The sequence below is a fragment of the Alteromonas lipotrueiana genome (assembly GCF_019249245.1).
GTDB lineage: Bacteria > Pseudomonadota > Gammaproteobacteria > Enterobacterales > Alteromonadaceae > Alteromonas > Alteromonas lipotrueiana.
This window is the reverse complement of record NZ_JAESDK010000028.1, coordinates 16,584-39,906: the sequence shown is the minus strand read 5'-3', so window position 1 is coordinate 39,906 and position 23,323 is coordinate 16,584. Positions and strand designations below refer to the sequence as shown.

Annotated in this window: 17 protein-coding genes; 3 read left to right on the top strand and 14 right to left on the bottom strand. The window is 46.2% G+C overall.

The window, feature by feature from the left end; genetic code table 11:
* Positions 1-456 precede the first annotated feature (456 nt).
* The 10 genes from JK130_RS15650 to asnS form a co-directional block, all read right to left on the bottom strand.
* Positions 457-2,406 (bottom strand): PAS domain-containing hybrid sensor histidine kinase/response regulator, encoded by a 1,950-nt coding sequence (locus tag JK130_RS15650; protein WP_218355267.1) that lies wholly within the window; start codon positions 2,404-2,406, stop codon positions 457-459.
* Positions 2,396-3,223 carry an alpha/beta fold hydrolase gene (locus tag JK130_RS15645; RefSeq protein WP_218355266.1) on the bottom strand — a complete coding sequence of 276 codons (828 nt, stop codon included), beginning with the start codon at positions 3,221-3,223 and terminating at the stop codon, positions 2,396-2,398. Before JK130_RS15645 ends, JK130_RS15650 begins: the two co-directional genes overlap by 11 nt.
* A gap of 328 nt (positions 3,224-3,551) precedes the next feature.
* Positions 3,552-5,687, bottom strand: coding sequence for a M3 family metallopeptidase (locus JK130_RS15640; RefSeq protein WP_218355265.1), 2,136 nt, complete (start codon positions 5,685-5,687; stop codon positions 3,552-3,554).
* Between the two features lie 475 nt (positions 5,688-6,162).
* The gene (locus JK130_RS15635) at positions 6,163-6,651 is read right to left on the bottom strand and encodes a GNAT family N-acetyltransferase (protein ID WP_218355264.1); all 489 of its coding nucleotides are present in this window, start codon (positions 6,649-6,651) and stop codon (positions 6,163-6,165) included.
* A gap of 333 nt (positions 6,652-6,984) precedes the next feature.
* A complete protein-coding gene (locus JK130_RS15630) occupies positions 6,985-10,143 on the bottom strand; it encodes an efflux RND transporter permease subunit (protein WP_218355263.1) in 3,159 nt (1,052 codons plus the stop codon).
* Positions 10,144-10,155: 12 nt separating this feature from the next.
* Positions 10,156-11,310, bottom strand: coding sequence for an efflux RND transporter periplasmic adaptor subunit (locus JK130_RS15625; RefSeq protein ID WP_218355262.1), 1,155 nt, complete (start codon positions 11,308-11,310; stop codon positions 10,156-10,158).
* 149 nt (positions 11,311-11,459) lie between these two features.
* A complete protein-coding gene (locus JK130_RS15620; protein WP_218355261.1) occupies positions 11,460-12,032 on the bottom strand; it encodes a PqiC family protein in 573 nt (190 codons plus the stop codon).
* Positions 12,029-13,675 carry an intermembrane transport protein PqiB gene (gene pqiB / locus JK130_RS15615; protein ID WP_218355260.1) on the bottom strand — a complete coding sequence of 549 codons (1,647 nt, stop codon included), beginning with the start codon at positions 13,673-13,675 and terminating at the stop codon, positions 12,029-12,031. Before pqiB ends, JK130_RS15620 begins: the two co-directional genes overlap by 4 nt.
* The gene (locus JK130_RS15610; protein WP_218355259.1) at positions 13,668-14,816 is read right to left on the bottom strand and encodes a paraquat-inducible protein A; all 1,149 of its coding nucleotides are present in this window, start codon (positions 14,814-14,816) and stop codon (positions 13,668-13,670) included. The genes pqiB and JK130_RS15610 overlap by 8 nt, the downstream gene beginning before the upstream one ends.
* 188 nt (positions 14,817-15,004) lie before the next feature.
* On the bottom strand, positions 15,005-16,402 hold the full coding sequence (gene asnS, locus JK130_RS15605; protein WP_218355258.1) for an asparagine--tRNA ligase: 1,398 nt from the start codon (positions 16,400-16,402) through the stop codon (positions 15,005-15,007).
* 271 nt (positions 16,403-16,673) lie between these two features.
* Here asnS and JK130_RS15600 point away from each other — a divergent pair, with 271 nt between their 5' ends.
* A complete protein-coding gene (locus JK130_RS15600; protein ID WP_218355257.1) occupies positions 16,674-17,063 on the top strand; it encodes a hypothetical protein in 390 nt (129 codons plus the stop codon).
* Here JK130_RS15600 and JK130_RS15595 read toward each other — a convergent pair.
* Positions 17,060-18,028: a calcium/sodium antiporter gene (locus tag JK130_RS15595; protein WP_218355256.1), complete on the bottom strand. Its 969-nt coding sequence runs from the start codon at positions 18,026-18,028 to the stop codon at positions 17,060-17,062. The genes JK130_RS15600 and JK130_RS15595 overlap by 4 nt on opposite strands.
* A gap of 210 nt (positions 18,029-18,238) precedes the next feature.
* Here JK130_RS15595 and JK130_RS15590 point away from each other — a divergent pair, with 210 nt between their 5' ends.
* Both JK130_RS15590 and JK130_RS15585 read left to right on the top strand, forming a co-directional pair.
* On the top strand, positions 18,239-19,723 hold the full coding sequence (locus tag JK130_RS15590; RefSeq protein WP_218355275.1) for a RimK family protein: 1,485 nt from the start codon (positions 18,239-18,241) through the stop codon (positions 19,721-19,723).
* On the top strand, positions 19,720-20,838 hold the full coding sequence (locus JK130_RS15585) for a GNAT family N-acetyltransferase/peptidase C39 family protein (protein ID WP_246587833.1): 1,119 nt from the start codon (positions 19,720-19,722) through the stop codon (positions 20,836-20,838). The genes JK130_RS15590 and JK130_RS15585 overlap by 4 nt, the downstream gene beginning before the upstream one ends.
* 39 nt (positions 20,839-20,877) lie before the next feature.
* Here JK130_RS15585 and JK130_RS15580 read toward each other — a convergent pair whose 3' ends face one another.
* The 3 genes from JK130_RS15580 to bioA form a co-directional block, all read right to left on the bottom strand.
* Positions 20,878-21,159 (bottom strand): hypothetical protein, encoded by a 282-nt coding sequence (locus JK130_RS15580; RefSeq protein ID WP_218355255.1) that lies wholly within the window; start codon positions 21,157-21,159, stop codon positions 20,878-20,880.
* Between the two features lie 256 nt (positions 21,160-21,415).
* Positions 21,416-21,949: a DUF2937 family protein gene (locus tag JK130_RS15575; RefSeq protein ID WP_218355254.1), complete on the bottom strand. Its 534-nt coding sequence runs from the start codon at positions 21,947-21,949 to the stop codon at positions 21,416-21,418.
* Positions 21,950-21,975: 26 nt separating this feature from the next.
* Positions 21,976-23,247 (bottom strand): adenosylmethionine--8-amino-7-oxononanoate transaminase, encoded by a 1,272-nt coding sequence (gene bioA / locus JK130_RS15570; RefSeq protein WP_218355253.1) that lies wholly within the window; start codon positions 23,245-23,247, stop codon positions 21,976-21,978.
* Positions 23,248-23,323: the final 76 nt, after the last annotated feature.

Sequence of the window (23,323 nt, the reverse complement as noted above, 5' to 3'; positions counted from 1 at the left end):
TGTGAGTTCTTTTAAGTTCAAATGCCTGATCATGTACTGTATCCATTCCTTGAATAGTGTTTCACAACATCCTGATATCACTTTAAATTAGAAGATCCGAAAAGTATACATAGTTGCACATACTCATTGGTGTTTCGGTAACCGTTCAACATTGAGCAATTTAATAAATTCTTGAAGAATGTTGAATGACAAAGTGTTGTCGGTTATCCAAATGTGTCTAGCAAAGTCTGGGAAGTCCACTCTTAAGTGTTCCCCGTACTCACTGGGCTGCACTCTGAAGTTAAAATGAAGTTTGGAAAGTACCTAGTCGAACGACTTTGCTAATTTGAGCGATAAAAAGTTTGTTCGAAATTCGGTATAAATAAGCAAAGCCGCCATTTTCATTTTCAAAAGTTTAGAGTTAAAGCTAGGGATAGAGTAGGGTAGAGATATCGACTTCTCTACCCGGTACAACAATCATTCAATTTCACGTAATACGGCTTTCAACTCAGAAAAATCTACTGGTTTGGTAAAGTGCTGATCAAACCCGGCTTCCTGGGCGAGCAGCTTGTCTTTTTTCTGGCCCCAGCCCGTAATTGCAACCAAATATATGGATGCAGCCCAGTCGCGTTCCCGTAAGCGCTTGGCTACTTCGTAACCATTAATATCGGGTAGTCCGATATCGGATAACACGACTTCAGGACGAAAGTCTTCGGCCACTTTCAATCCATCTAAACCGCAGTTTGCGCACTCAATAGTATGGCCATCAAATTCGAGTAAAAACCCTAAACTTTCTGCGGCATCAACATTGTCGTCAATGATCAAAATCTTTTTGGGAATAAGATCAGAGTCTGGTGTGGGGATTTGTTCTGATGGTTTGTCAGTGGGTTGTGTCTGGGTCACAGGCAGGCGCACTTCAAATTCACTACCAAGGTCAATGCCCTCACTTTTGGCCTTTATGCTGCCCTGATGCATCTCGACCAGTCCATGCACTAACGCCAGACCAATACCCAGACCGCCTTGAGCGCGTTCCAAAGCGGGTGTTAACTGCGAAAACATATTAAATATGGTGCTGAGTTTTTCTTGCGGGATGCCAATGCCGGTGTCTGTTACCCGAATGATTGCGCTGTCTGTATCCTCAAAAATACTTAAGGTAATGGTGCCACCAGGCGGGGTATATTTAGCCGCATTGGTCAGCAGATTTACTAAAATCTGGGTCATTCGGGTCGGGTCGGCTTCAAGTATCACGGGTTGTTCGGGCAAAGAAACCTGCAACGTATGCTGGCTTTCTTCAATAAACAGACGCGTCGACTCTATTGCTGTTTTGGCTGTTTCGTTAACATCAACAGCACATTTTCTAAGCTCTAACCGACCTTGAGAAATTCGCGTGACTTCTAACAGGTCATCTACAATGTGCGTAACCTGTGACACATGACGGTCTAAAATATCGTGATACCACTTAAGCTCAGAATGCTGTTCAATATGACGATGCATGATCTCAAGCACATTGCGTATGGGCGCAAGCGGATTGCGCAACTCATGGCCTAAGGTAGCCAGAAACTCATCTTTTTTACGGTCGGTCGCGGCCAGTTGCTGGTTGGCGCTGGCTAATGCTTTTTCGGCTTTTTTTCTCTCACTGATATCAATAAAAACACCAAATACGGTAATACAGGTGCCGTTTTCATCATAAATAGCGTGACCTCGCCCTTCCATAGACAGCCACTTTCCGGATGTGTGTTTTAAGCGAAATTCGACTTCGAATTCAGTGTGATGGCTTATCGCCCGCTGAATTGTTTGTTCAAATTCTGATGCATCTTTAGGGTGTAAAAGCTGTATAAACTGGTCGGGGTATTTTACATCTTCTGAAGAAGTCAGGCCGGTAAGCTGTAGTAGTTCCTGACTGACTTGTATTTGATTTGTTGCCCGTTCGTGTGTCCAAATTCCCATTCGGGCGCTACGGATAGCCACACTTAAAAATGTCTGATTTTCTTTTAATTGTTCCTGGGTCTGTCGTAGATTAGATAATGACTTTTCGACGGAATTTCGTGCTTTTACCAGTTCTTGTTCGTAACTTTTACGGTCAGCGGCAATAAAAAAAGCCAGATAGTCATAGCTCATGGTGTCGGTTTTATGTCTTATCGCATTCACCAGCATAGGCACAGTATGACCTTGCCGGTGCGATAGCTCTATCAGCACTTCAGAGACCGAACCCTGCAACTGTAATAGCGGCGCCCAGTGTGTATGGTGGTAAAAACGACTGCCAATGGTGAACAAAGATTGTATCGAGCATTGTCTGATAAGTTCGGTTTGCGAATACCCCAGCCACTTACAAAAGGTATCGTTAGCCTGAGTAATGGTGCCTTTAGTTTCACATACCACTAACCCGCAGGGTGCATTAGTAAATAGTGTGTCGGTATTAACAAACATTGCGTAGGCCGATAGGGGGCGTGGCTTTGTTCAGATAGTTAAACATTGCTTTAAGACAGGCATCAGGAGTGCTCATATGAGGACAATGTCCATCATCGTTTAACAATACCAGCTCAGCTTTTGGCATGGTCGCCAGCATATACTCGCCCACCGAAGACGGGGCGATAAAATCAGCAGAACACTGCAAAATTAACGTATCGGTAAAACACTGGGGCAAGGCCGCACGATTGTCTGCGAAAAAAGTCACACGTGCAAAATGCTGAGCAATCTTGGGGTCGGTCCGACAAAAGCTATTGGTTAACTCTTCAGTAAGTTCGGGCCGTTCAGGGGCCCCCATCATTACCGGAGCCATAGAACTTGACCAGCCTAGGTAATTGCTGTCCAGAGTCTCGCACAACTGTTCAATATCTGATGCTGAAAATCCGCCTACATAATCATCATGATTGATAAAGCACGGAGAGGGGCTCACCATAATTTGATATAAAAACAAATCAGGCCTGGCAATACTGGCCAGTAAGCCAATACTGGCACTTACTGAATGACCCACAAATATAACAGGCCCGTCGCTGACCTCATCGATAATTTCAAGTAGGTCGCTGGCATAACCATCAAGGGTATCGTATTTTTGGTAGTCGTACATGGCAAGTGAAGACTCTCCACTACCGACCAAATCGTACAATATCACAGTGAAATGCTTCGCAAGTGCAGGGGCAATATAACGCCACATTGTTTGACTGCATCCAAAACCGTGGCTTAACACCACCGTATGGCTTCCTTTGCCGATTATTTTTATATTGTTCCGAAGATACACATTCATAATTGGCTCTTTTAATAACGACATCGGCTAACGATGTGTGTTCTGGCTATAGTAAGCCGGAACGGTAAATTAGCGCATTATTGTCACAGATAGGTACGAAAACAATAGCTTGTTTTGCAAGCCACGTATTGTAATCTCATCTTGAAGCTTAATAGTTACGGCAACTGCTATTACAGTAGGTAACCATTATGAGCATGTCTACAGCTTTATAAAAAGAATAATTGGTACATTAAGAAAATAGAGCAGCGGACCGGTAAATATTTACCAATCACACTGCTTATTTTAGCTATGTAAATCAGAGCAATTTAAACCTGAGACGTGTACGAGATTATTTATCTAATCCGCGACGCTCTAACAATGCCTCTACCTGGGGCTTTTGACCCCGAAAATCCACATAGTTTTGCATTAAGTCTTCGCTGTTGCCTTTAGATAAAATTTCTTTTCTGAAGTCATTACCGTTTGCGCGCGACAAACCACCACTGTTTTGCATATGAGCAAATGCATCGGCGGCAAGTACTTCCGTCCACAGGTACGCGTAATAACCTGCTGAATAACCACCGGCAAAAGTATGACTAAAATAGTTAGACTTATAGCGAGGAGGTACCGGAGCATAGTCAATACCGTGTTTTTTCAGTGCCTGTTTTTCAAACTTACTTACATCGGCCACGTGTTGATTGGCGTCAATCATATGCCATTCCATATCAACCAACGCCGACGCCAGATACTCGGTGGTATCGTAACCCTGGTTAAATTTAACCGCATTTAGCATTTTTTCCAGTAACGCCTCAGGAATCGGCTCACCGGTTTCATAATGTTTGGCATAATTGGCCAGAACATCGGGTTCTATCGCCCAGTCTTCGTGAAACTGCGAAGGAAACTCCACAAAGTCGCGTGCAGTGGCGGTACCTGCAAGACTGGGATATTTAACATCAGAAAATAAACCATGCGCGGCATGTCCAAACTCATGGAACAAGGTAGTGACTTCGCTAAAGGTCAGTAAGGTTGGCTCACCTTCGGCAGGTTTAACAATGTTCAGTTCGTTAAACACAACGGGTTTGGTGCCATCCATATGACTTTGGGTCACAAACTCACTCATCCATGCGCCGCCAGCCTTGCCTTCGCGCGCATAGGGGTCAAAAAAGAATAAACCAATTGCTGAACCATCTTGATTGAAAACTTCAAATACACGGGCATCATCTACATACACCGGCAGGTCGGTACGCTCTTTAAAGGTAATGCCGTACAGTTTTTCCATAGCAAAGAATAAGCCTTTCTCAAGCACGTTGTTCAGCTCAAAATAGGGTTTTACTTCAGCATCGTTCAGGTCGTATTTTTGCTTACGTACTTTTTCTGCATAAAACGCCCAGTCCCACGGTTTAACCGGACCATTGATGCCGTCATCTTGCATAACCTGTTCAATATCGCTGGCTTCACGTTTGGCTTTGGCAACCGCTTTAGGGGCCAGGTCGTCTAAAATCTCAAAAACGTTCTCTGGGGTTTGTGCCATCTGGTCATCTATTTTATAAGATGCCCAGTTATCGAAGCCCAGTAATTCGGCTTTTCTGGCGCGCAGTTTAGTAAGTTTCAGAATAATAGGGCCGTTAACCTGCATCGCGCGGTTGGCCGATTTACGCCAAATTTCTTCACGCAGTCCGCGATCTTCCAGACTGGATAAAACAGGCTGGCGGGTCGTATTTACCAGGCTAATTAAATAACCTTGTTCACCGGCCTTTTCAGCGGCAGATTTAAGCGTCGCTTTTTCGCTTTTCGATAATCCTGCTAAGCGGCTTTCATCGGTGACCACAATAGTATCGTTTTTAAACGATGCCAGTATATTTTGTGAAAACTCCGTTTGCAGGTTGGTAATTTGTTTGTTCAGTTCACGCATGGTGGCTTTATCAGAATCTGACAAATTGGCGCCGGCGCGTACAAACTGTTTGTAGTAATGCTCGGTCAGACGTTGGTCGATAGCACTTAATGATTCGCGGTTGTCGTATACATTTTTAACCCGCTTAAATAAGGTTGGGTTAAGCAGCATGTTGTCTGAGTGCGCCGACAATTTGGGGGCCATCGCCGCTTCAATACGCTGTATCTCATCATTAGACTGTATGCTGGACAGATTAAAAAATACGGTACGGGCACGGCTGAGTAACTCGCCACTTTTTTCTAATGACAATACCGTATTTTCGAAGGTAGCCGGCTCTTTGTTCTGAGCAATATCTTTTATTTCTTTGGCTTGCTCGGTCATGCCCTGTTCAAACGCTGGCTCGTAATCGTTAATCTTAATTTTATCAAACTGAGGGGTCTGATACGGTAAGGGACTGGCTTTTAACAATACATTAGACGATTTATCAGGCATCGCTGAAACCGAATTGCCAGAATTATCAGGCGAGGCTGAATTACCCGAGCAGCCAGCTAACACCAGCGCGGTGGTCATAGCGGTGGCAAGTAACGTCTTTTGCATAAGTGTCTCCGAAGTTATTAAACCCCTTGCTGTGTTCCAACAAGGACTGAATTAATTAGCTTTTAAAGATATCAGGGTCATCGGTCAGGCTCAATAACAAGCTGGTGGACCCATAAGGCTGATAGTTGTTACCCGAAAATGAACACATTGGCCTTGTTGGTTCGCTAAATTTATTGATGCGTTGTAAACCTGGCCACATCTGAACGACATTAAAATGTGTCAGCTACCATTTTTACTTACGTGAAATTGGGGGAAGATAAGTGTAAAGGCCAGGGCAGAAAGAGAGCGGGGCGCACACAACCAAAACGTTGATATTACTGTTTTTCGGGGTTGCTGATGAACATGGTGTTGCTTCGAATAGGTTTAAAAGGTTTCTGTTTATAAAAAACTTTATTTATTAGCAAGGTAAAGACAGAAACCTTTAAACATCTACAGATGTGATTATCAGCAAACTATTTTGCCAGCATCAATGGCTTTAACGCTGGCTATTTGCAAAGTGAGTAAGTGCATCGCCCGATAATCGATATCCTAACCACTCAGACTTTGCAACTGCTCCCAAAGACTCGTAAAAATCGATAGCAGGTTGATTCCAATCCAGCACGCTCCATTCAAAACGCCCACAGTTGTTGTTAATGGCATGCTGAGCCAAATACTTTAACACCGCAGTACCTGCACCTGCGCCGCGATGGTCGGGGGTAATGTACAGGTCTTCCAGATACAGCCCGTTTTTCCCCTGCCAGGTTGAGTAGTTGTAAAAATACACTGCAAATCCTACTGGCTGTCCGTCTTTTTCACACAAAATACTATGAGACGTGGCTGGGTCACCAAACAGCGTGCGCTCAATGTCCTCTACCGATGCTTCTACTTCATTTTCTGCTTTTTCGAAAATAGCCAGCTCAGTAATAAATTTGAGTATTTGCGAACTGTCTTTTTTATGGGCTGTGCGAATAGTGAAATCAGACACAAAAAATTCCTCAGGATTAAAATTCTGACCTTATCACAGATTGCGTAAAAAACAGATTGTATAAAAAGAGTGGCGAGATAAGTTTCGGTGTTGTTGCACTGAGTAATTTGAACGTATGGCTGCTTGGCATAAGTTGAGTGTGCCAGCGCCTGTTTTGCAGTTGCGACCTGAAACTGTTTTCGAGCCTGGAGGCCTGTTACCGGTGTATAAACGACGTAATTACCGATACTTTACCCAGCGCCAGCGAAGGCCCCGTATAGCAAGACAGATACAAAAACGCCGGCACATTATTGTGCCGGCGTAATAGCTTTACTTATATTGCAAGAAAGGGCTTCAGCGTTCAGATTGCGCAGGTTCGCTGTCGGCTGGAGGCGAGCTGTGTCCGTAGAGTCGCATTACTCTTCGAATCAGTTTACCAAAGCCGTAGCTGATATCCTGTAACACCATGTACAGACAAGGCACCAATATAAGCGTAACCAAAGTAGCGTACATGACCGCAAAGCCTAATGCCGCTGCCATGGGTACCACAAATGCAGCCTGTAAGCTGGTTTCAAACAATATAGGCAAAACTCCGGCAAAGGTGGTTATAGAGGTAAGGGTAATTGCCCTAAAGCGCGCAGTACCTGCTTCAATTACCGCTTCTTTAATGCTGTAACCCTGAGCCCGACGCTGGTTTACATAATCGGTCATTACCAACGAATCGTTGATGACCACCCCTGATGCCGCAATAAGTCCAAAAAACGACATCATGGATAAGTCCAGACCTAATAAAAAATGCCCCCAGATAGCGCCTGTCATACTAAACGGAATAACCGACATAATAATAAGTGGCTGTCCGTAGCTTTTTAACGGTACCGCAAGCAAGACATACACCATAATCATTGCCGCAATAAAGAACAATTGCTGCTCGCTTTGCTGAGCCTGTTGTTCTTCAATAGCGCCACCCAGCTCGCTTAATACCGACGGATACGCTTTTTTAAGCTCTGGAATCAAGGTCTCTTTAACATTTTCAATGACCTCGTTCGGCTCAACTTTTTCTTCATCTATAGAGCCCCACACATACACACTACGATAGCCACCTTCACGACGAATATAGCTGATCCCCGGCGTTTCACTTAACACGGCAACATCGCCAAGCATAACCTCACGGCCTTCTGGCGTCGTGATCACCGAGTATTTAAGATCAGCAAAGCTTTCGCGAGTAAGCTGAGGATATCGCACCATCACTTTAACTTCTTCGCCGTTACGAATTACCCGTTGAGCCTCGCCGCCATAAAAACCTGCGCCTACCTGGCGGGCAATATCGGTAAGGTTGAGCCCAAGATCGTAAGCAACCGGGCGTAAGGTCAGCTGTACTTCTTTACTGGCAGGGTCGATGGTTGAGCTGACATCAAATAGCCCCGATTCTTGTTGTAACATTTCAATAAATTTGCGGCCGGCGGCATTCAGCTCATTAATGTCAGCGCCAAATAACAAGAACCCAAATTCACCATCGCCGCCCCCGCCATTTACATCATCATAAATTTGCAGAGACTTCATGCCGGCTATATCAGGAAGTTTTTCTCGCCAGCGACGGGCCAGTTCAAAGGTATTAAAAGGCCGTAACTTTTCATCTACCAAAGGCACTACCACTCGCCCTTCGGTGCGGTTACGGTTAAATGCCAGTACATCACGAACCATCCCCTGGCCATGTTCATCTACAATACTTTGGTCAACCTGCCAAATGATGTCTTCGATCTGTTTGAGCGCCTCGATAACCGCAGTATCGGCCACATTTTCATTCATTTCTATTTGAATGCCAGGAAAATCGTGAGGTACTTTAGGATTAGGTACAGTGCGCACATAGTTAGCCATAATTAAGCCAACACTTATCAAAAGCACGGCAATAAATATCGCAAATACGGTATAACGCCAGTTAACGGCGCGCTCTACTGTGCGCCGATACGGGCCATGGATAAACCCATTGAACCGTTTATTAAAGCGTGACCGCCAGGAGTTTTCTTTTACCGGGGGAAATTTGGTATGCGCAATGTGTGCAGGTAATATCAGTTTTGATTCAATCAGGCTGAACACCAGACACAAAATAACCACTACCGATATGTTGTAAAAAAAGGCGCCCTCAGGCCCACTACTCATCGTAGAGGGGGCAAACACGGCAATGGTGGTCAATACGCCAAAAGTAGCCGGTGTGGCTACCCGTTTTGCGCCGCGCACCACATTATCAATGCCGCCGCCTTTTTTCTCTACCTCGGTGTAGGCGCTCTCGCCAATAACAATGGCATCATCTACCACAATGCCCAATACCATGATAAAGGCAAACAATGACAAAATATTGATGGTCACGCCAAACAGCGGCATCATCATAATGGCGCCTAAAAAACAGATAGGCAGGCCCAGCATTACCCAAAAGGCCAGCCTGAAACGTAAAAACAGGGTTAGCAATAAGGCGACCAGTAATGCTCCCTGGGCCAGATTCGATAGCATCATATTCAGGCGCGCATTCAGGTAGTAAGTCATATCGACCAGAATTTCTAAAGAGATGCCTTCTGGCAGCGTCTTGTTTCGGGCGGCAATATAACTTTTCACGGTTTCAGCTACCGGAACGGTGTCCTGGGTGCGGGTGGCTTTAACCGCAATATAAATTGAGTTTTTGCCTGAGTAATTAAAATACCACTGGCCTTCGGTAAAACCATCGCGAATAGTGGCTACGTCTGATAGCAGCACCCGCGCCCCCGAATCGCCCATTTTTACCGGTATCTGACCAAAGTCAGCACCATTGTAATATTGGTTTTCTACCCGTACCGACACTAAACCTGCATTGGTACGAAGCTGACCGGCTGAAATATTAGCTGAATACGAACGTATTGCAGTAGTGATATCGTTCATCGTTAGGTTGTATTTGCGTAGCATATCGGGCTTAACTTCTACCGCAATTTCATCGTCGGGGTACGACACCTCTACCAACGATACATTATCAAGTTGTAACAACTCATCTTCTATTTCACGCGCCAGCGGCTTCAGCTGCTCAAGTGGAACATCGCCCACCAGGGGCAGTTCGATAACCTCTTGCTGATACTCTTCCTGATAAATAGTGACGGGTTCCATGCCTGCCGGAAAAGTAGCGATAGAGTCGACCCTGAGCTTCACTTTATCCAGTACTTCAGCTAAATCAGCCTTTTTATCTATCTCAAGGGTAACTCTGCCATTGTTTCTGAATGCCCGGGAAACCACCTGATCAATCTCGGTCACATCTTTTATGGCTTCTTCAATCTTTATCATAATGCTTTCTTCAATTTCCTGAGGCGAAGCGCCAGGATACTGAGCAGCAATACTGATGTAATTGAATTCGATGTTAGGGAACATTTGTCGTTGAATGGTGCTAAAGCTGGCTAAACCCACAACCAGAATAAACCCCATTAACAAATTGGCTGCTACCGAATTACGGGCAAACCATGCTATTAACCCGCGATGGGTGTCGTAGTCAGTTTTCATGGTGAGGTCCTGTTATCGGGTTGTGTGCTGAGCAACTAAGTCCTGGGCCGGACTTTTTATGACTTTCACAGCCATTCCGTTTTGCGGATATTCAGGTGGGGTCATCACAATCTCGGCACCTTCATAACTGCCGGAAATCAAAAAGTCACCGCCTTCCTGGCGTAACACGTTTACTTCCTCTGAGTACAGTTTGCCGTCTTTATCCAAAAGCCACATTTGATTATTTGTAATAAGCTCTTGCGGAACCCGGTAAACGTTATCAATCGTTTTGCCGCTAAACGCCACATTTACATAGGTACCAAATTTAACTTTTGGTGTGTTATTGCGCAGGCCATAGGGGTCTTCAATTCGAAGTATCAGGTGGGTCATGCGGGTGGCTGTATCAATTAATCCGGCATCGCGATTAATTTTTGCGGTAAATTCGCGTTGCTGGCTATTGTCTACCGATACAACCGCGGCGTGACCTGTCAAGCGGGCCGGCAGAAACGCGCGATCAAATCCGGCGATCGGGAAAGTAACTTCAGCCGCCTCTACGTTATTTAGCGTAGCGGCCAATGTACCCGCGCTAACATAATCGCCCACACCAATCATTCTTGAAACCACCAAGGCATCGTAGGGCGCGGTAATTTCGCAATTTTCTAAATCGCGTTTAGCAATTTTCATCTGTGCTTCGGCAGACTTTACGGCAGCCTGAGCACTCAGTAGTTGTGGTTTTCGCAGATACAAATCAGACACCCGACTTGCAGGAAGACTTTTGGCCTCTTGCTGGGCTACCCGGGCCTGGGCTTGTTCTTGTATCAATTGCGCCGTGGCTGAAGCAAGGGCGGCCTCGGCCTGCAATAACGCGGCTTCATAGGTGTCTTTTTCAATGGTAAACAGGATATCGTTGCGTTTAACCAAGCCGCCAGTCACAAATGCCGGATTCCAACTTACCACTTCACCGGTAACCTGCGCGGCCAGACGTGTCGATTCAAGGGGCATGACTTCGCCATAAGAGGTAATTTGAACCGTGTAGTTAACCGAAGCCATTGTATCGATAGTTACTACAGGACGTGTGTCCAGCTCTTCGGTTACTGATTCATCTGATGCTGTGGCAACTACACCCCAGGCACCAAGGCCACCTAATGCAATAACCGCAAGTGGTGCTAGTCGTTTTATCCATTTCATGAGGAAGTCGCTTCTTTAGCAAATTTAGATCTATTTTATACCTCAATGATAAGACAAACTTTGTTCAAATGTAACGTAATGTTTATCTTGTAAAATTACATTAACCTAATGCACTGGCGTGTAGCTAAAAGTATGAAAATTAGAATATTTTAGTTTTCGACTAAAATGTTGCCGGCCAGGTTTTCAGCCATCTCGTGAACCAGTTCACGCATTTGTATTACGGCGTGGGCAAAGCCGTCTTCGGTCAGTGGACGTCGATAATCGAACCGGTGCATCCGGGGCGTCTTATCGCCCTGATAAATTCGGTAATGGCCTTTAAACACAACTTCGTTGTTGGCGGTGGCAATAAGATCGTCTACCTGTAAAGCTACCGTGCTGATGGAGTCGTCGTTGTATACGCCAGCAGGTACCACGTCAATTTGCTGCTCTTGCCACAATGATGCACTTAAAGACTGAGATATGCCACTGGCCAAAGGTTCAGCCCATACGTGGGTGGCCGAAAAGTAAACCGTTGCCGGCCCGGTTTGCATGGCTAATCCACGTTGTTTTAAGTAATCAGGCAGCGAAATTTTTTGGAAGTGCACAAACGCTTTGGCAGAAGACTGCTGTGTGACGGCCTGGGTAGGAGAATGCAATAAGTAATAATTCAAGTCGTCTGAACTGCCGGCGCACCCGCCCAACAGCAGCGCCCCTAAACCGGCGATAACTGCGCGTAATCTCATTGTGTGTCTCCTTGCGGCTTTGCCTGCGGCTGTAACTCTTGTTGGCGGTTACCCGAAAAAATAAAGCTGTTTGGGGTTTGATTAAGCTGTAATAGCACAGGCTGAATACTGCGCAGGGTATCTTGAAGCGCATCAACCGTGTCTTTTATTTCGCTGGAGCTAAGTCCGCCTTCAGAGTAATTTTTAAGCAAGCCTGAGACATCGGTTAATACCTGATTCAAATTTTTGTTTAAGGCTTTTGCGTCAATGTCTTCCAGCGTTTTATCAAAATCGGCACTGGTTTCTTCCAAAGATACCGCCGCTGACTGCATGTCGATAACCGCGCCGCGAACATCGGCAACCATATCGTTTAAAGGCAGCTGATTTATTTTATCCAGTATGGCATCGGCTTTTTGCGTAATTTGCGTAAACTCGTTCGAAGCAGTAGGAATAACTTCAATGCCATTCACCGCTTCTACCCTGGCGGGCGTAATGTTTTTGGCATGATGCAAATCTACGTACAGCCCGCCGGTTAGTACATTGCCCATGCGTAATGTGGCTCTCAAGTCTCGCTCAATCCACGAGGTGACAGTATTTTTTACCTTTTGTAACCCCACCAGGCTATCCTGCTGTTTGACTTTTCCCGGATAAATGTTGATAAGCACCGGAATAGGGTGGTCTTCATCCAGAATATTGCCTTCTATTTGATAATCGGCATTTATTTTTACGACTTCGCCTATCTCGATGCCGCGATATTCGACCGGGGCGCCTTCGGTTAATCCACGTACTGTTTCATCAATTAATAGCAGATATTCAGCCGACAGCTTATAGCGTGCATTTGAAGCGGCGGTTTCACCTGAATACACCATAAACGTCGCATCTTCTTTAACCAGTTCGCCTGGCACAATACCCTTAGGAATGCCAAAGGTGACGCCGTTGGCCAAAAGTGTTTCAAGGCTGCCCGTTTCAACTTTTACCCCGCCAGAACGCAGCTGTAGCTTTACTCCGCTGATGTTCCAAAAGCGAGTGTTTTTAGTTATTAACTTGTGGTAGGGGCTTTCTATAAATGCACTGTAATAAACTACCCGTTCGGCAATATTAAACTCGGCATCTTCAAATTCACCTACCTTAAAACCCTTATAAATGATGGGATCGCCTGCTTTAAAAGCAAACTGGTCATCACTTTTTAGCGTTAAATGCACCCCGGGCGTACCAGGCGGTGTGGCGGGTGGGCGTTCTAACCCAATAAAATTGCGTTGACCAGCGCCCGTCGCATTCCCGGTCATGGCGATATAGCTACCTGAAAGCAAGGTATTCAGGCCGCTAACTTCTGAAAAGCTGATGCGCGGCGCCACCACCCAAAACTGCGTATCTTCGGTAAGCAGCCGTTCAGCGCTGGCTTCCATTCTGGCGGTCACCAACACGCCGTCTAAATCAGGTTTCAGCTCTATTTTTTTGACCAGACCCACATCAAAATCTCGTACCTTGATGGTGGTTTTGTTAGCTTCAATACCGCTGGCAGTTTTTAATTCAATAGTGATAAGTGGTCCCTGATTTTTCCATTGGGTATACACCATCCAGCCGCCTACAATAACGACCAGAATAGGAATAAGCCAAATTCTGGAAATACGTCGGGTTGATTTTATTTTTGCACTCTCACTCATCAATTTTTTTCCTGTCTATCCATATCAGCCGTGAATCAAAGGTGATGGCTGCCACCATAGTAACAAATACAACTGCACAAAAAGCCAAAGCAGCGGGTCCTGGGTGCACGGCAATAGTGTTGCCCAGCTGAATTAAACCCACCAGAATCGCAACGACAAATACATCAATCATTGACCATCTTCCAATGACTTCTGTCACACGATAAAATTTTACCCGTGTGCGTTGTCGCCGGGTAAATCGTTTTTGAACCGTAAAGTTAAGCCAGGCCAGAATGGCAATTTTAGCCACCGGAACCACCACACTGGCGATCATTATGACAATGGCCACCGGGTACGAACCCGATTGCCACAATGAGATCACGCCGCCTACGATGGTATTGGGCTCGCTACGGCCAAATAGCTCGGTATGCATAATGGGTAATGTGTTTGCAGGTATGTAAAGCAGGGTGGCGGCCAGCAATAATGCCCAGGTACGCTGTAAACTTACCGAAGCCCTGGCCCGTGTAAGCCGTGCGGGTTTAGGCAGGTGCCCTTTGTACAACCATAAGCCGATTCGATTTTTGTCGTAATTGACAAGCGCAAGAGTCAGGCAAATCGCAAAACCAATAAAGGCATAAAACGACATGCCATAACTTACCTCGGCTAACGAGGTTATTTTGATCAGACTGACCAACACCCCCACCATAAATACTTCGGCCATACTCCAGGGCGTAAGCTGATTGATGGTATTAAACATGGCGCGCGAGCCCCGCCAGCGTTGGTCGCGAATACACAGCAACGACAATGCCGCGATACCTAACATAACAATAGCGGGTATAACTAAAATGGCGAGGGCCGTGATGATTGCCAGCGATAAATAGTCCTGAGCAATCAACACATTGAGGGTGTCGGTGATATTGATACTGTGTTGCTGGCCGTTACTTTTAAAAACAAGAAAATTAAACGGCAGACTTAAAAGTAACAACAACAATCCTGAGGCGGCAAAAGCCAGGCAGTGTTCGTGACCATTTTTACGAAAGGTCAGAAGTTCATGCTCACACGTTGGGCAAAACGCTTCCTGACAATGTTCCAGCGTCGGAATCTTTACCTCGGTATAGCACTGATCACAGGTTATATTGATTTGCGGTGCAGTTGCGCTCATAGATTATCGCTGTCTTTAAAACAAAAATACGGCGTGCACAAGATGCTGCGCAATACAGGTTAAAACGAGATAGCGCCGTTGAAGATCATCTTCGTTATATAAAAGGGTATGAAAAGAATAGCTTACGCAACTTAAAATTGACATAAAAAAAGCCGGAGTATGAATCCGGCTATTATTTACAACATGGGTTAGAAAGTGGCGCTGCCTGGTGTTCTTGGAAACGGAATAACGTCACGGACATTCTGCATTCCGGTCACATACGCCACCAGTCGCTCAAAGCCCAGGCCAAAGCCGGCATGCGGCACCGTGCCATAGCGGCGCAAATCGCGATACCATGCGTAATCTTCCTGATTCAAATTCATCTGGGCCAGACGCTCATCAAAAACATCCAGACGTTCTTCACGTTGCGAGCCACCGATAATCTCACCGATGCCCGGAGCCAGAACATCCATAGCCGCGACCGTTTTGCCATCTTCATTTAAACGCATATAAAACGCTTTGATGTCTTTCGGGTAGTTTTGCATGATGATGGGTGCGCCTACGTGCTCTTCGGCCAAATAGCGTTCATGCTCAGAAGACAAATCCACGCCCCATTCAACCGGGAACTCAAACGTTTTGCCACTGTTTTGCAAAATGTCGATAGCGTCGGTGTAGTCCATACGCACAAAGTCAGAGTCGACAAGCTTTTGCAAACGATCTACCGCGTCTTTATTAATTCGCTGGGCAAAAAAGGCCATATCGTCAGCACGTTCTTCAAGCACGGCTTTACACACATATTTAAGCATGTCTTCAGCCAGCTGCGCGACATCTGCAAGTTCGGCAAAAGCCAGTTCTGGCTCAATCATCCAGAATTCTGCTAAGTGACGCGACGTATTGCTGTTTTCAGCCCGAAACGTTGGACCAAAGGTGTACACCTTTGACATAGCCGTACAGTAGGTTTCAACGTTAAGCTGACCCGACACCGTGAGATAGGTTTCTTTGCCAAAAAAATCTTCGCTGTAGTCAATATTACCCTGGTCGTTTTTCGGCAGGTTCATCATATCAAGAGTGGAAACCCGAAACATTTCGCCTGCGCCTTCGGTATCACTGGCGGTGATAACCGGTGTGCTTATCCAAAAGTAGCCTTTTTCGTGAAAAAACCGGTGCACTGCCTGTGACAGACAATTACGTACCCGGGTTACCGCGCCAATGACATTGGTACGAGGTCGCAGATGCGCGTGTTCACGAAGATATTCTATAGAGTGACGTTTTGCTGCCATAGGGTAGGTATCGGGGTTTTCGACCCAGCCGATCACCTCAACCTGCTCAGCTTCCAGTTCAAGTGCCTGGCCCTGACCCTGCGATTCTTTTACCGTCGCGGTGACCGCGAGCGAACACCCGGTTGTCAGGCGTTGAACATCGCTATAATTAGGCAGAGAATTCAATGCGATCACCTGCACAGCATCAAAGCAGCTGCCATCGTGCAAAGCAATAAAAGACAAGCCTGCTTTTGAATCACGGCGTGTTCTTACCCAACCTTTTACGGTTACCGTTTCGCCAACCGCGTACTTGCCACCAAGCACGTCGACAACGGGCGCATGCGTCATTGTATATTCTCCGTCACAGTTTATTGTAGTCGCTAGAATGAGGTATCTTCGCACACTTGCGTAAAGCGTGCATCAGGTCGCAAAACAGTCCGTATCGTGTTGGGCAGTATGTTAATACTTTGCCCCGGATTAATTACGTGAAGTCACACGTTTGTGTCAATGAAAAAACCGGGAAAATGCACGTCAGTCTGTTTTTTAGACGAATTATTGATACTCACACACCAAAACCCGGTAGTATACTTAAACCATACCTGGATGCCAGAGTTCATTAATGCAAACCTCGTCCTCGTTTAAACATGTTGGCCCCAATCGTCGCGACCAGTCACGTCAAAGTGATGGGTGGTACAAAGTGGCTGTTGCCATTAATCTGATTGCGTGGGTGGTGCTGATTGCTGCGTTGATCACCTTTCATTTCGCTCGCCCCGAATTTATCGCCGGATTTCAGCGTTACTGGCAAATGCCAGAACAAAATCAATGGTCAGCTGAGCTGGTAACCTGGCTGTTTATCCTGTTGCAGGTAGGGGTAAGTCTGACATTGCTGGCTATAGGCATGCGCTGGCGCCGTAACCGGCGCCGCCATGACGAGTTTGGAATTAACCTTTTTGTACTGATGGGGTTAGGACTGATTGGCTTGCTAACCCTGTTATACAACGTGTCTTAAATAAAAGAAGACTGAATTAAATACCAGGTATAAGCAATATAGCCGATGACAAACACACCGCCTTCTAACCGGTTAAGCCGGCCCTGCTTTTTAATGCCGATACAAAATAAAAACAGTGCCACGGATACACCCACCATAATCAGAATATCCCGATAAAAGAAGCTGCTATCTATGGCGGTGGGGTGAATGGTTCCGGCCAGGCCCACTACGGCTAACGTGTTGAACATGTTTGAACCGATAATATTGCCTAATGCCAGGTCGTGCTCGTTTTTACGTACGGCTATCAAGGCTGCGGCAAGCTCTGGCAATGAAGTACCTATGGCAATGACTGTCAAACCAATGATGGTGTCGCTTACGCCAAAAAATGCCGCATACTCAACTGCGCCCCAGACTAAAATTCTTGAGCTGGCAATAAGCAAAACCAGTCCCGTTAGTAGCCAGACAACATTGGTTTTTACTGTGGTTGATGTGGACTCAATCTGTTCAGAGTATTCATTGGCTAATGGGTCTGCGCTTCCTTTCATGCCTTGCCATATGCTCCAGCCTACAAGCAACACAAATAACCCCAGCAAGGTAAATGCGTCATCTTTAGACAGGGTTAAATCCATAAGTTGCCAGGCTGCAATAAACACAATGGCCAGCATAATAGGCAGTTCGCGCTTTATGATTTCACTGCGCACCGCAATAGGGCTGACTACAGCGGTTAACCCCAACACCAATGCTATATTGGCGATGTTAGAGCCAAATGCATTACCCAGCGCAATACCCGAGTTACCTTCTAATGCTGCAAAGATGGAAACAATAATCTCGGGCGCTGAAGTACCAAACCCGATAATCAGCATGCCAATAAGTAAAGGCGAAACACCAAAGTGCTTTGCCACCCCGGCGGCACCATCAACAAACTTACCGGCACTCCATAGCATCACCGGAAGACCAACGAGTATTGCAATTGTAGCTAGAACCATAAAAACTCCTGAATATCTTAATTCGGCTATATTACGTTAAATTTTGTCGTCAAAAAATCTGCATTAATAAAAGACATCGTGACGATGAAAATTTCACGCAATGATTTTGCTATGCAAAACACAGGCATAGATTACACTTGCGCACTTTGGTACCAGCGATTCACACATGGTGTGTGTAAGGCGCAGACTGTATTTGTAGAGTACTTATTTATGCACAAAACGCTCATTGTTGCTGACACTTTAAACCTGTTTACTAAAACGGCGCTAGAGGTAATTAGTTTTGACGATTACCTGGCTAATTACCCTAAAAAAGATGAGCCAAAAACCCGGGTTATTAATTTGTGCGATACCCAAAAATACCTTTCGCGGGGTTATTACTGCTCGCTACTGGCTCAGGCACGCAAACACCCGGTGTTACCTTCATTAAAAACCATTAACGATTTGTCTTTACAAGACAGTGCCGCTGTAGCTGCACGCCTGTCGTTACCCCCATGGTTTGTCTGGCCGGCTGATAAAATTTTACCTGCCGAAATTTATGTACTGTTTGGACAAGCGAAAGATCAGCAATTTGAGAAGCTTGCCGAATATGCCTTCAGGCATTTTCCTGCACCGGTGTTAAAGATTCGGGTGGTTTTAGCCCAGGTGAATGCGCCTGCTGATTCGCACGCCACCATTGGGGTAATGGAATGCCAGTCTTGCGGCTTTGATTTGGTCCCTGCAGATATACAGGAATGGGCGTTAAGCACATTGCAAAAATTCACCAGCGTGCAATGGCGAGCCCAACCCGCCGCCAAAAGAGCCCGCTGGGATATGGCAATTTTAACTGACCCCACCGAACCGAACGCGCCAAGCGATTCAAAAGCGTTGAAACACTTTGTTAAAGCGGCAGCGAGTGTGGGCATTCATGCACAAATTGTATCGGCTTTGCGTCCTGATGAAGTGGCCCAGTATGACGCTTTGTTTATACGTCAGACCACGGCTATTGACCACACAACGTATCGTTTAGCACGCAGCGCCGAACGCGAAGGTTTGGTGGTAATAGATGATACGCAATCTATTTTGCGGTGTTGTAACAAAGTATTTTTACATGATGCCTTTACGTATCAGAACGTGCCGGCCCCTAAAAGTCGGTTAGTGGCCGATGCCAGTAGCCAAACGTGCGCGGGGCTGGTGCGCGAATTAGGGTTGCCCCTTGTTTTAAAATTGCCTGAAAGTGCGTTTAGTCTGGGGGTTTATAAAGTAGAAGACGCCCATAGCCTGGAGCAGAAATTAACACGCATGCTTGAAGCTTCGGCCCTGGTGTTGATACAAGAGTATGTGTATACCGACTTTGACTGGCGTATAGGCATGCTGGGCGGCAAACCTATTTATGCATGTAAATACTTTATGGCCCGCAATCACTGGCAAATATACAATCATCAGGAAGGAGCCGCCGACTCAGGTGATTTTGTCACCATGCCCACCTTCGAAGTGCCTAAACCAGTTTTACAGGCTGCTACAAAAGCAGCCCGGGTGGTGGGAGAGGGGCTTTATGGCGTCGATATTAAACAGGCTGGCGATAAAGTATACGTGATTGAAGTTAACGATAACCCCAGCATTGATTCAGGAATAGAAGATGCCTATTTGGGTAAAGCCTTGTATGAGCTGATTATGCAAGAGTTTGCCGACAGACTGGAACAACGGGGGCGGCGATGAGTAACCCGGTTTTGGTAACATCTGTAAATATGACTATTCGTGACGCTCAACCTGATGATATTGACGCGTTAACTGCGCTTGAAAAGCAATGCTTTACTACCGATCGCTTAAGTGCGCGACGATTTCGCCATTATATAGCATCGCCCCAGGCCGAGCTGGTGGTTGCCTGTTCAGCCAACGACATTACCGGCTATGCCCTGTTGTTACTTCGCCGTGGCACCCTGCTGACCCGACTATACTCGATAGCCGTGGCGCCTGCGGCGCGCGGTACAGGTACGGCGGGGTATCTGATTGCAGAGTTGGAGGAGCGCGCTTTGAAGCGGGGAAAGCCGTTTATGCGCTTAGAAGTTGCGCAAAATAACAGCCAGGCGATTGCGCTTTATCAAAAAATTGGCTTTCACCCGTTTGGTATTTACCCTGATTACTACGCCGACCATACTGATGCGGTGCGAATGCAAAAAAGATTACACCACAGTGCCGGTACTTCAGCGCTGAATATTTATCCGTGGTACCGGCAAACCACCGAGTTTACCTGCGGTCCGGCAGCGTTGATGATGGCTCTGTGTCATCTCAACGCTACCTATTCGATGTCCCAGCAACAGGAGCTCAGGCTTTGGCGGCAGGCGACGACTATTTTCATGACCTCGGGGCATGGCGGATGTCACCCGGTGGGTCTTGCCCTTGCGGCGCGCGACGCTGGATTTTCATCTGAAGTATGGCTAAACAGTGCATTACCTCTTTTTGTAGAGTCGGTGCGAAACGCAGAGAAAAAGGCGGTGATTGAACAGGTAGAAGCTGACTTTAAACAGCTGGCAGAGCAAGAAAAAATGTCTTTGCAACCCGTCAACTGGGGCATAAGTGATATGGTATCGGCACTGAAAAAAGGCAACGCAATAGTGTGTCTGATCAGTACCTGGCAATTAGATAAACGACGTGCGCCTCATTGGGTGGTGGTGACAAAAATAGACGCAAATTGCGTGTACTTTCACGACCCCGACCCCGATAGCGACGAACACGCGTTAGACTTTCAGCATGTGCCTATTGCTCATGAAGACTTTTTGAGAATAGCCTGCTATGGCCGTAAAAAGCTGCGGGCAGCAATAGTGATACATTGATAAGCGGCCCACTGAGTAATAACAGTGGGCCGTTTTGTATCAGTGGTGTTGCAGATTGCTCGTCATACGTTCTTCAAAGTCTTTTAAAGAGCTGACAATTTGATTGAGATCTTTGGCGGAGCCTGAATACACCGCAGGTTTGGCGAATCTTCTGCCTTTAATGGCACTGTCGAAAGGCCGGTTAGCATCAAATGCCTGTGTTTGTACCTGCAGTTCGCTCCATTCACTCATCATTGAAGAAGGAATAACGTGTCTCTTAGCTACAAGTTTGTCTCTGATTTGCAACGCCTGACCAATTAATAACGTATTCTCGTCTCTCATAATACAACCTGCTTTCTAACGGTAAATTCGTAAACCTTACTTATTCAGTTAATGAAAACCAGTGGTACTTAACACCAGTGAAGGTTTAGGCTCAGTATGTATTAATGCAAAAGAAGTACCGGGATAATCAATCCAGATGGGTTAATGTGCGTGAAAGCCCCTCATAACGGGCGTCAACGTATTAATGTTTTGGTTGCAAATTAAATAAGGAACTAGATAAAGTCATACTTATTTTGTAAAAAGTACCGTGTGGTGTTTAAATCTTATGCACGGGAGACGAAGAGTGGCGGTGCCGCAAGCGTCTTACCCCTTTTACACACCATATTGGCGTATAAAACACGGCATTGATGAGCAACGCCAGTACCACACTGTAAATAACCGCCGAGGGTTGTAGTGGAATAGACGGCGAAAAGTGATTACCCACCTTTTTTAAAGTATCAAAACGCTGGGGAGCCAGCATATACCAGGTTTGCTCTAAAAAATGGCCCGAGCTTAGTATTTGTAGCCCAGACTCCAGCTCGTTAAGCCGTTTAACGGTCAAAGCCTTGTTTTGCGCATCACGGCGTACTAACGGGGCCGGATTCTGCTGCAGGTCGTCAATCATCAATTCTACAGAGTCATACCCAAACTGGTCAGCCAGCGCCTGATATTCAGATACGGTTTTTTGGGTGGCGGTAACAAAGCCATTCAGATACTGGCGGTAATGGTCGGCCAGAATCGGAATTTGCAGCGCAAGTAATAACAATACGGCAAACAAGAACTTGTCTAAAAGATTGATAAGCCAGTGCATACAAACTCCGTTCTGATTTGTTGTTATCAGCTTTGATCCAACGCGTTATAAATTGTGTGGGTTAGCTGTGACAACTGATCAGGTTTAATAATATAAGGGGGCATAATATACACCAGTTTGTTAAACGGACGTATCCAGACCCCAGCTTCAACAAACTTTTTTTGCAACCGCGCCACATCCACCGGTTGGTGGGTTTCTACTACACCAATAGCGCCCAACACGCGAACATCCTTAACACAGTCAAGTGACCGGCACTGCTTAAGCTCTTGTTGCAATTGGGCTTCAATATTTTGCACCTGAGTCTGCCAGTGATTTTCCTGAATAAGAGCCAGGCTCTCATTCGCTACCGCACAGGCCAACGGGTTGCCCATATAAGTGGGGCCATGCATAAACACCCCTGGTTCGCCCTGACACACACCCAATGCGACATCTTCAGTGCAAAGAGTGGCAGCAAGGGTCATGTAACCTCCGGTCAAAGCCTTGCCTACACACATAATATCAGGACTAATTTGCGCATGGTCACATCCAAACAGTTGACCAGTACGGCCAAAACCGGTGGCAATTTCGTCACAAATCAGCAGTACATCGTAGTTGTCGCATAATTGCCGACAACGCTTAAGATACTCGGGATGGTAAATACGCATGCCGCCTGCGCCCTGAACTATCGGCTCAATAATCAGGGCGGCCATTTCATGATGATGTTCAGCAAAAAGTTGTTCCAGCGGTAAGATGTCATCTTCGCTAAAGGTTTGGCCATACCGGGTTTGCGGAGCAGGAGCAAACAACTGCTTGGTCAGTACTTCAGAAAATAAACTGTGCATGCCATTTACCGGATCGCACACCGACATCGCCGCAAAAGTATCGCCATGATAGCCATTACGCGGCGTAACCACTTTGTGTTTATCAGGCCGGCCCTGACACGCCCAGTATTGTAGTGCCATTTTTAGTGCAACTTCGACCGACACTGAACCAGAGTCTGCCAGAAACACCCGATTCATGCCCGCCGGTGCCATATTAAGCAGGCGCTTACATACCTGTACTGCCGGGTCGTGAGTTAGCCCCCCAAACATAACATGCGAAAATTTATCTATCTGCGCATGGGCTGCCTGATTCAGGCGCGGATGATTATAGCCATGAATCGCTGCCCACCAGCTTGACATGCCATCAACCAGCGTCTCGCCGGAGGCCAGGTGAATATTTACTCCCTCTGCGCCCTGTACTTCATAACACGGCAGAGGATGGGTTGCAGAGGTGTAAGGATGCCAGATATGGCGTTTATCAAATTCGCTATTGTTCAAAATGTCGCCATTAGTAAAGGTTTGTAAATGGTCAGAGTTGACAACTCATTTCGTGCGCATAGACTAAGCCAGCATT

Excerpts from the sequence above, each read along its gene's own strand:
- JK130_RS15630 (WP_218355263.1), bottom strand. The coding sequence starts at position 10,143 with ATGAAAACTGACTACGACACCCATCGCGGGTTAATAGCATGGTTTGCC.
- JK130_RS15610 (WP_218355259.1), bottom strand. The coding sequence starts at position 14,816 with ATGAGCGCAACTGCACCGCAAATCAATATAACCTGTGATCAGTGCTAT.
- JK130_RS15585 (WP_246587833.1), top strand. The coding sequence starts at position 19,720 with ATGAGTAACCCGGTTTTGGTAACATCTGTAAATATGACTATTCGTGAC.
- JK130_RS15590 (WP_218355275.1), top strand. The coding sequence starts at position 18,239 with ATGCACAAAACGCTCATTGTTGCTGACACTTTAAACCTGTTTACTAAA.
- JK130_RS15640 (WP_218355265.1), bottom strand. The coding sequence starts at position 5,687 with ATGCAAAAGACGTTACTTGCCACCGCTATGACCACCGCGCTGGTGTTA.
- JK130_RS15600 (WP_218355257.1), top strand. The coding sequence starts at position 16,674 with ATGCAAACCTCGTCCTCGTTTAAACATGTTGGCCCCAATCGTCGCGAC.
- JK130_RS15650 (WP_218355267.1), bottom strand. The coding sequence starts at position 2,406 with ATGTTTGTTAATACCGACACACTATTTACTAATGCACCCTGCGGGTTA.
- JK130_RS15620 (WP_218355261.1), bottom strand. The coding sequence starts at position 12,032 with ATGAGATTACGCGCAGTTATCGCCGGTTTAGGGGCGCTGCTGTTGGGC.
- JK130_RS15625 (WP_218355262.1), bottom strand. The coding sequence starts at position 11,310 with ATGAAATGGATAAAACGACTAGCACCACTTGCGGTTATTGCATTAGGT.
- asnS (WP_218355258.1), bottom strand. The coding sequence starts at position 16,402 with ATGACGCATGCGCCCGTTGTCGACGTGCTTGGTGGCAAGTACGCGGTT.
- JK130_RS15580 (WP_218355255.1), bottom strand. The coding sequence starts at position 21,159 with ATGAGAGACGAGAATACGTTATTAATTGGTCAGGCGTTGCAAATCAGA.
- JK130_RS15575 (WP_218355254.1), bottom strand. The coding sequence starts at position 21,949 with ATGCACTGGCTTATCAATCTTTTAGACAAGTTCTTGTTTGCCGTATTG.
- JK130_RS15645 (WP_218355266.1), bottom strand. The coding sequence starts at position 3,223 with ATGAATGTGTATCTTCGGAACAATATAAAAATAATCGGCAAAGGAAGC.
- JK130_RS15595 (WP_218355256.1), bottom strand. The coding sequence starts at position 18,028 with ATGGTTCTAGCTACAATTGCAATACTCGTTGGTCTTCCGGTGATGCTA.
- pqiB (WP_218355260.1), bottom strand. The coding sequence starts at position 13,675 with ATGAGTGAGAGTGCAAAAATAAAATCAACCCGACGTATTTCCAGAATT.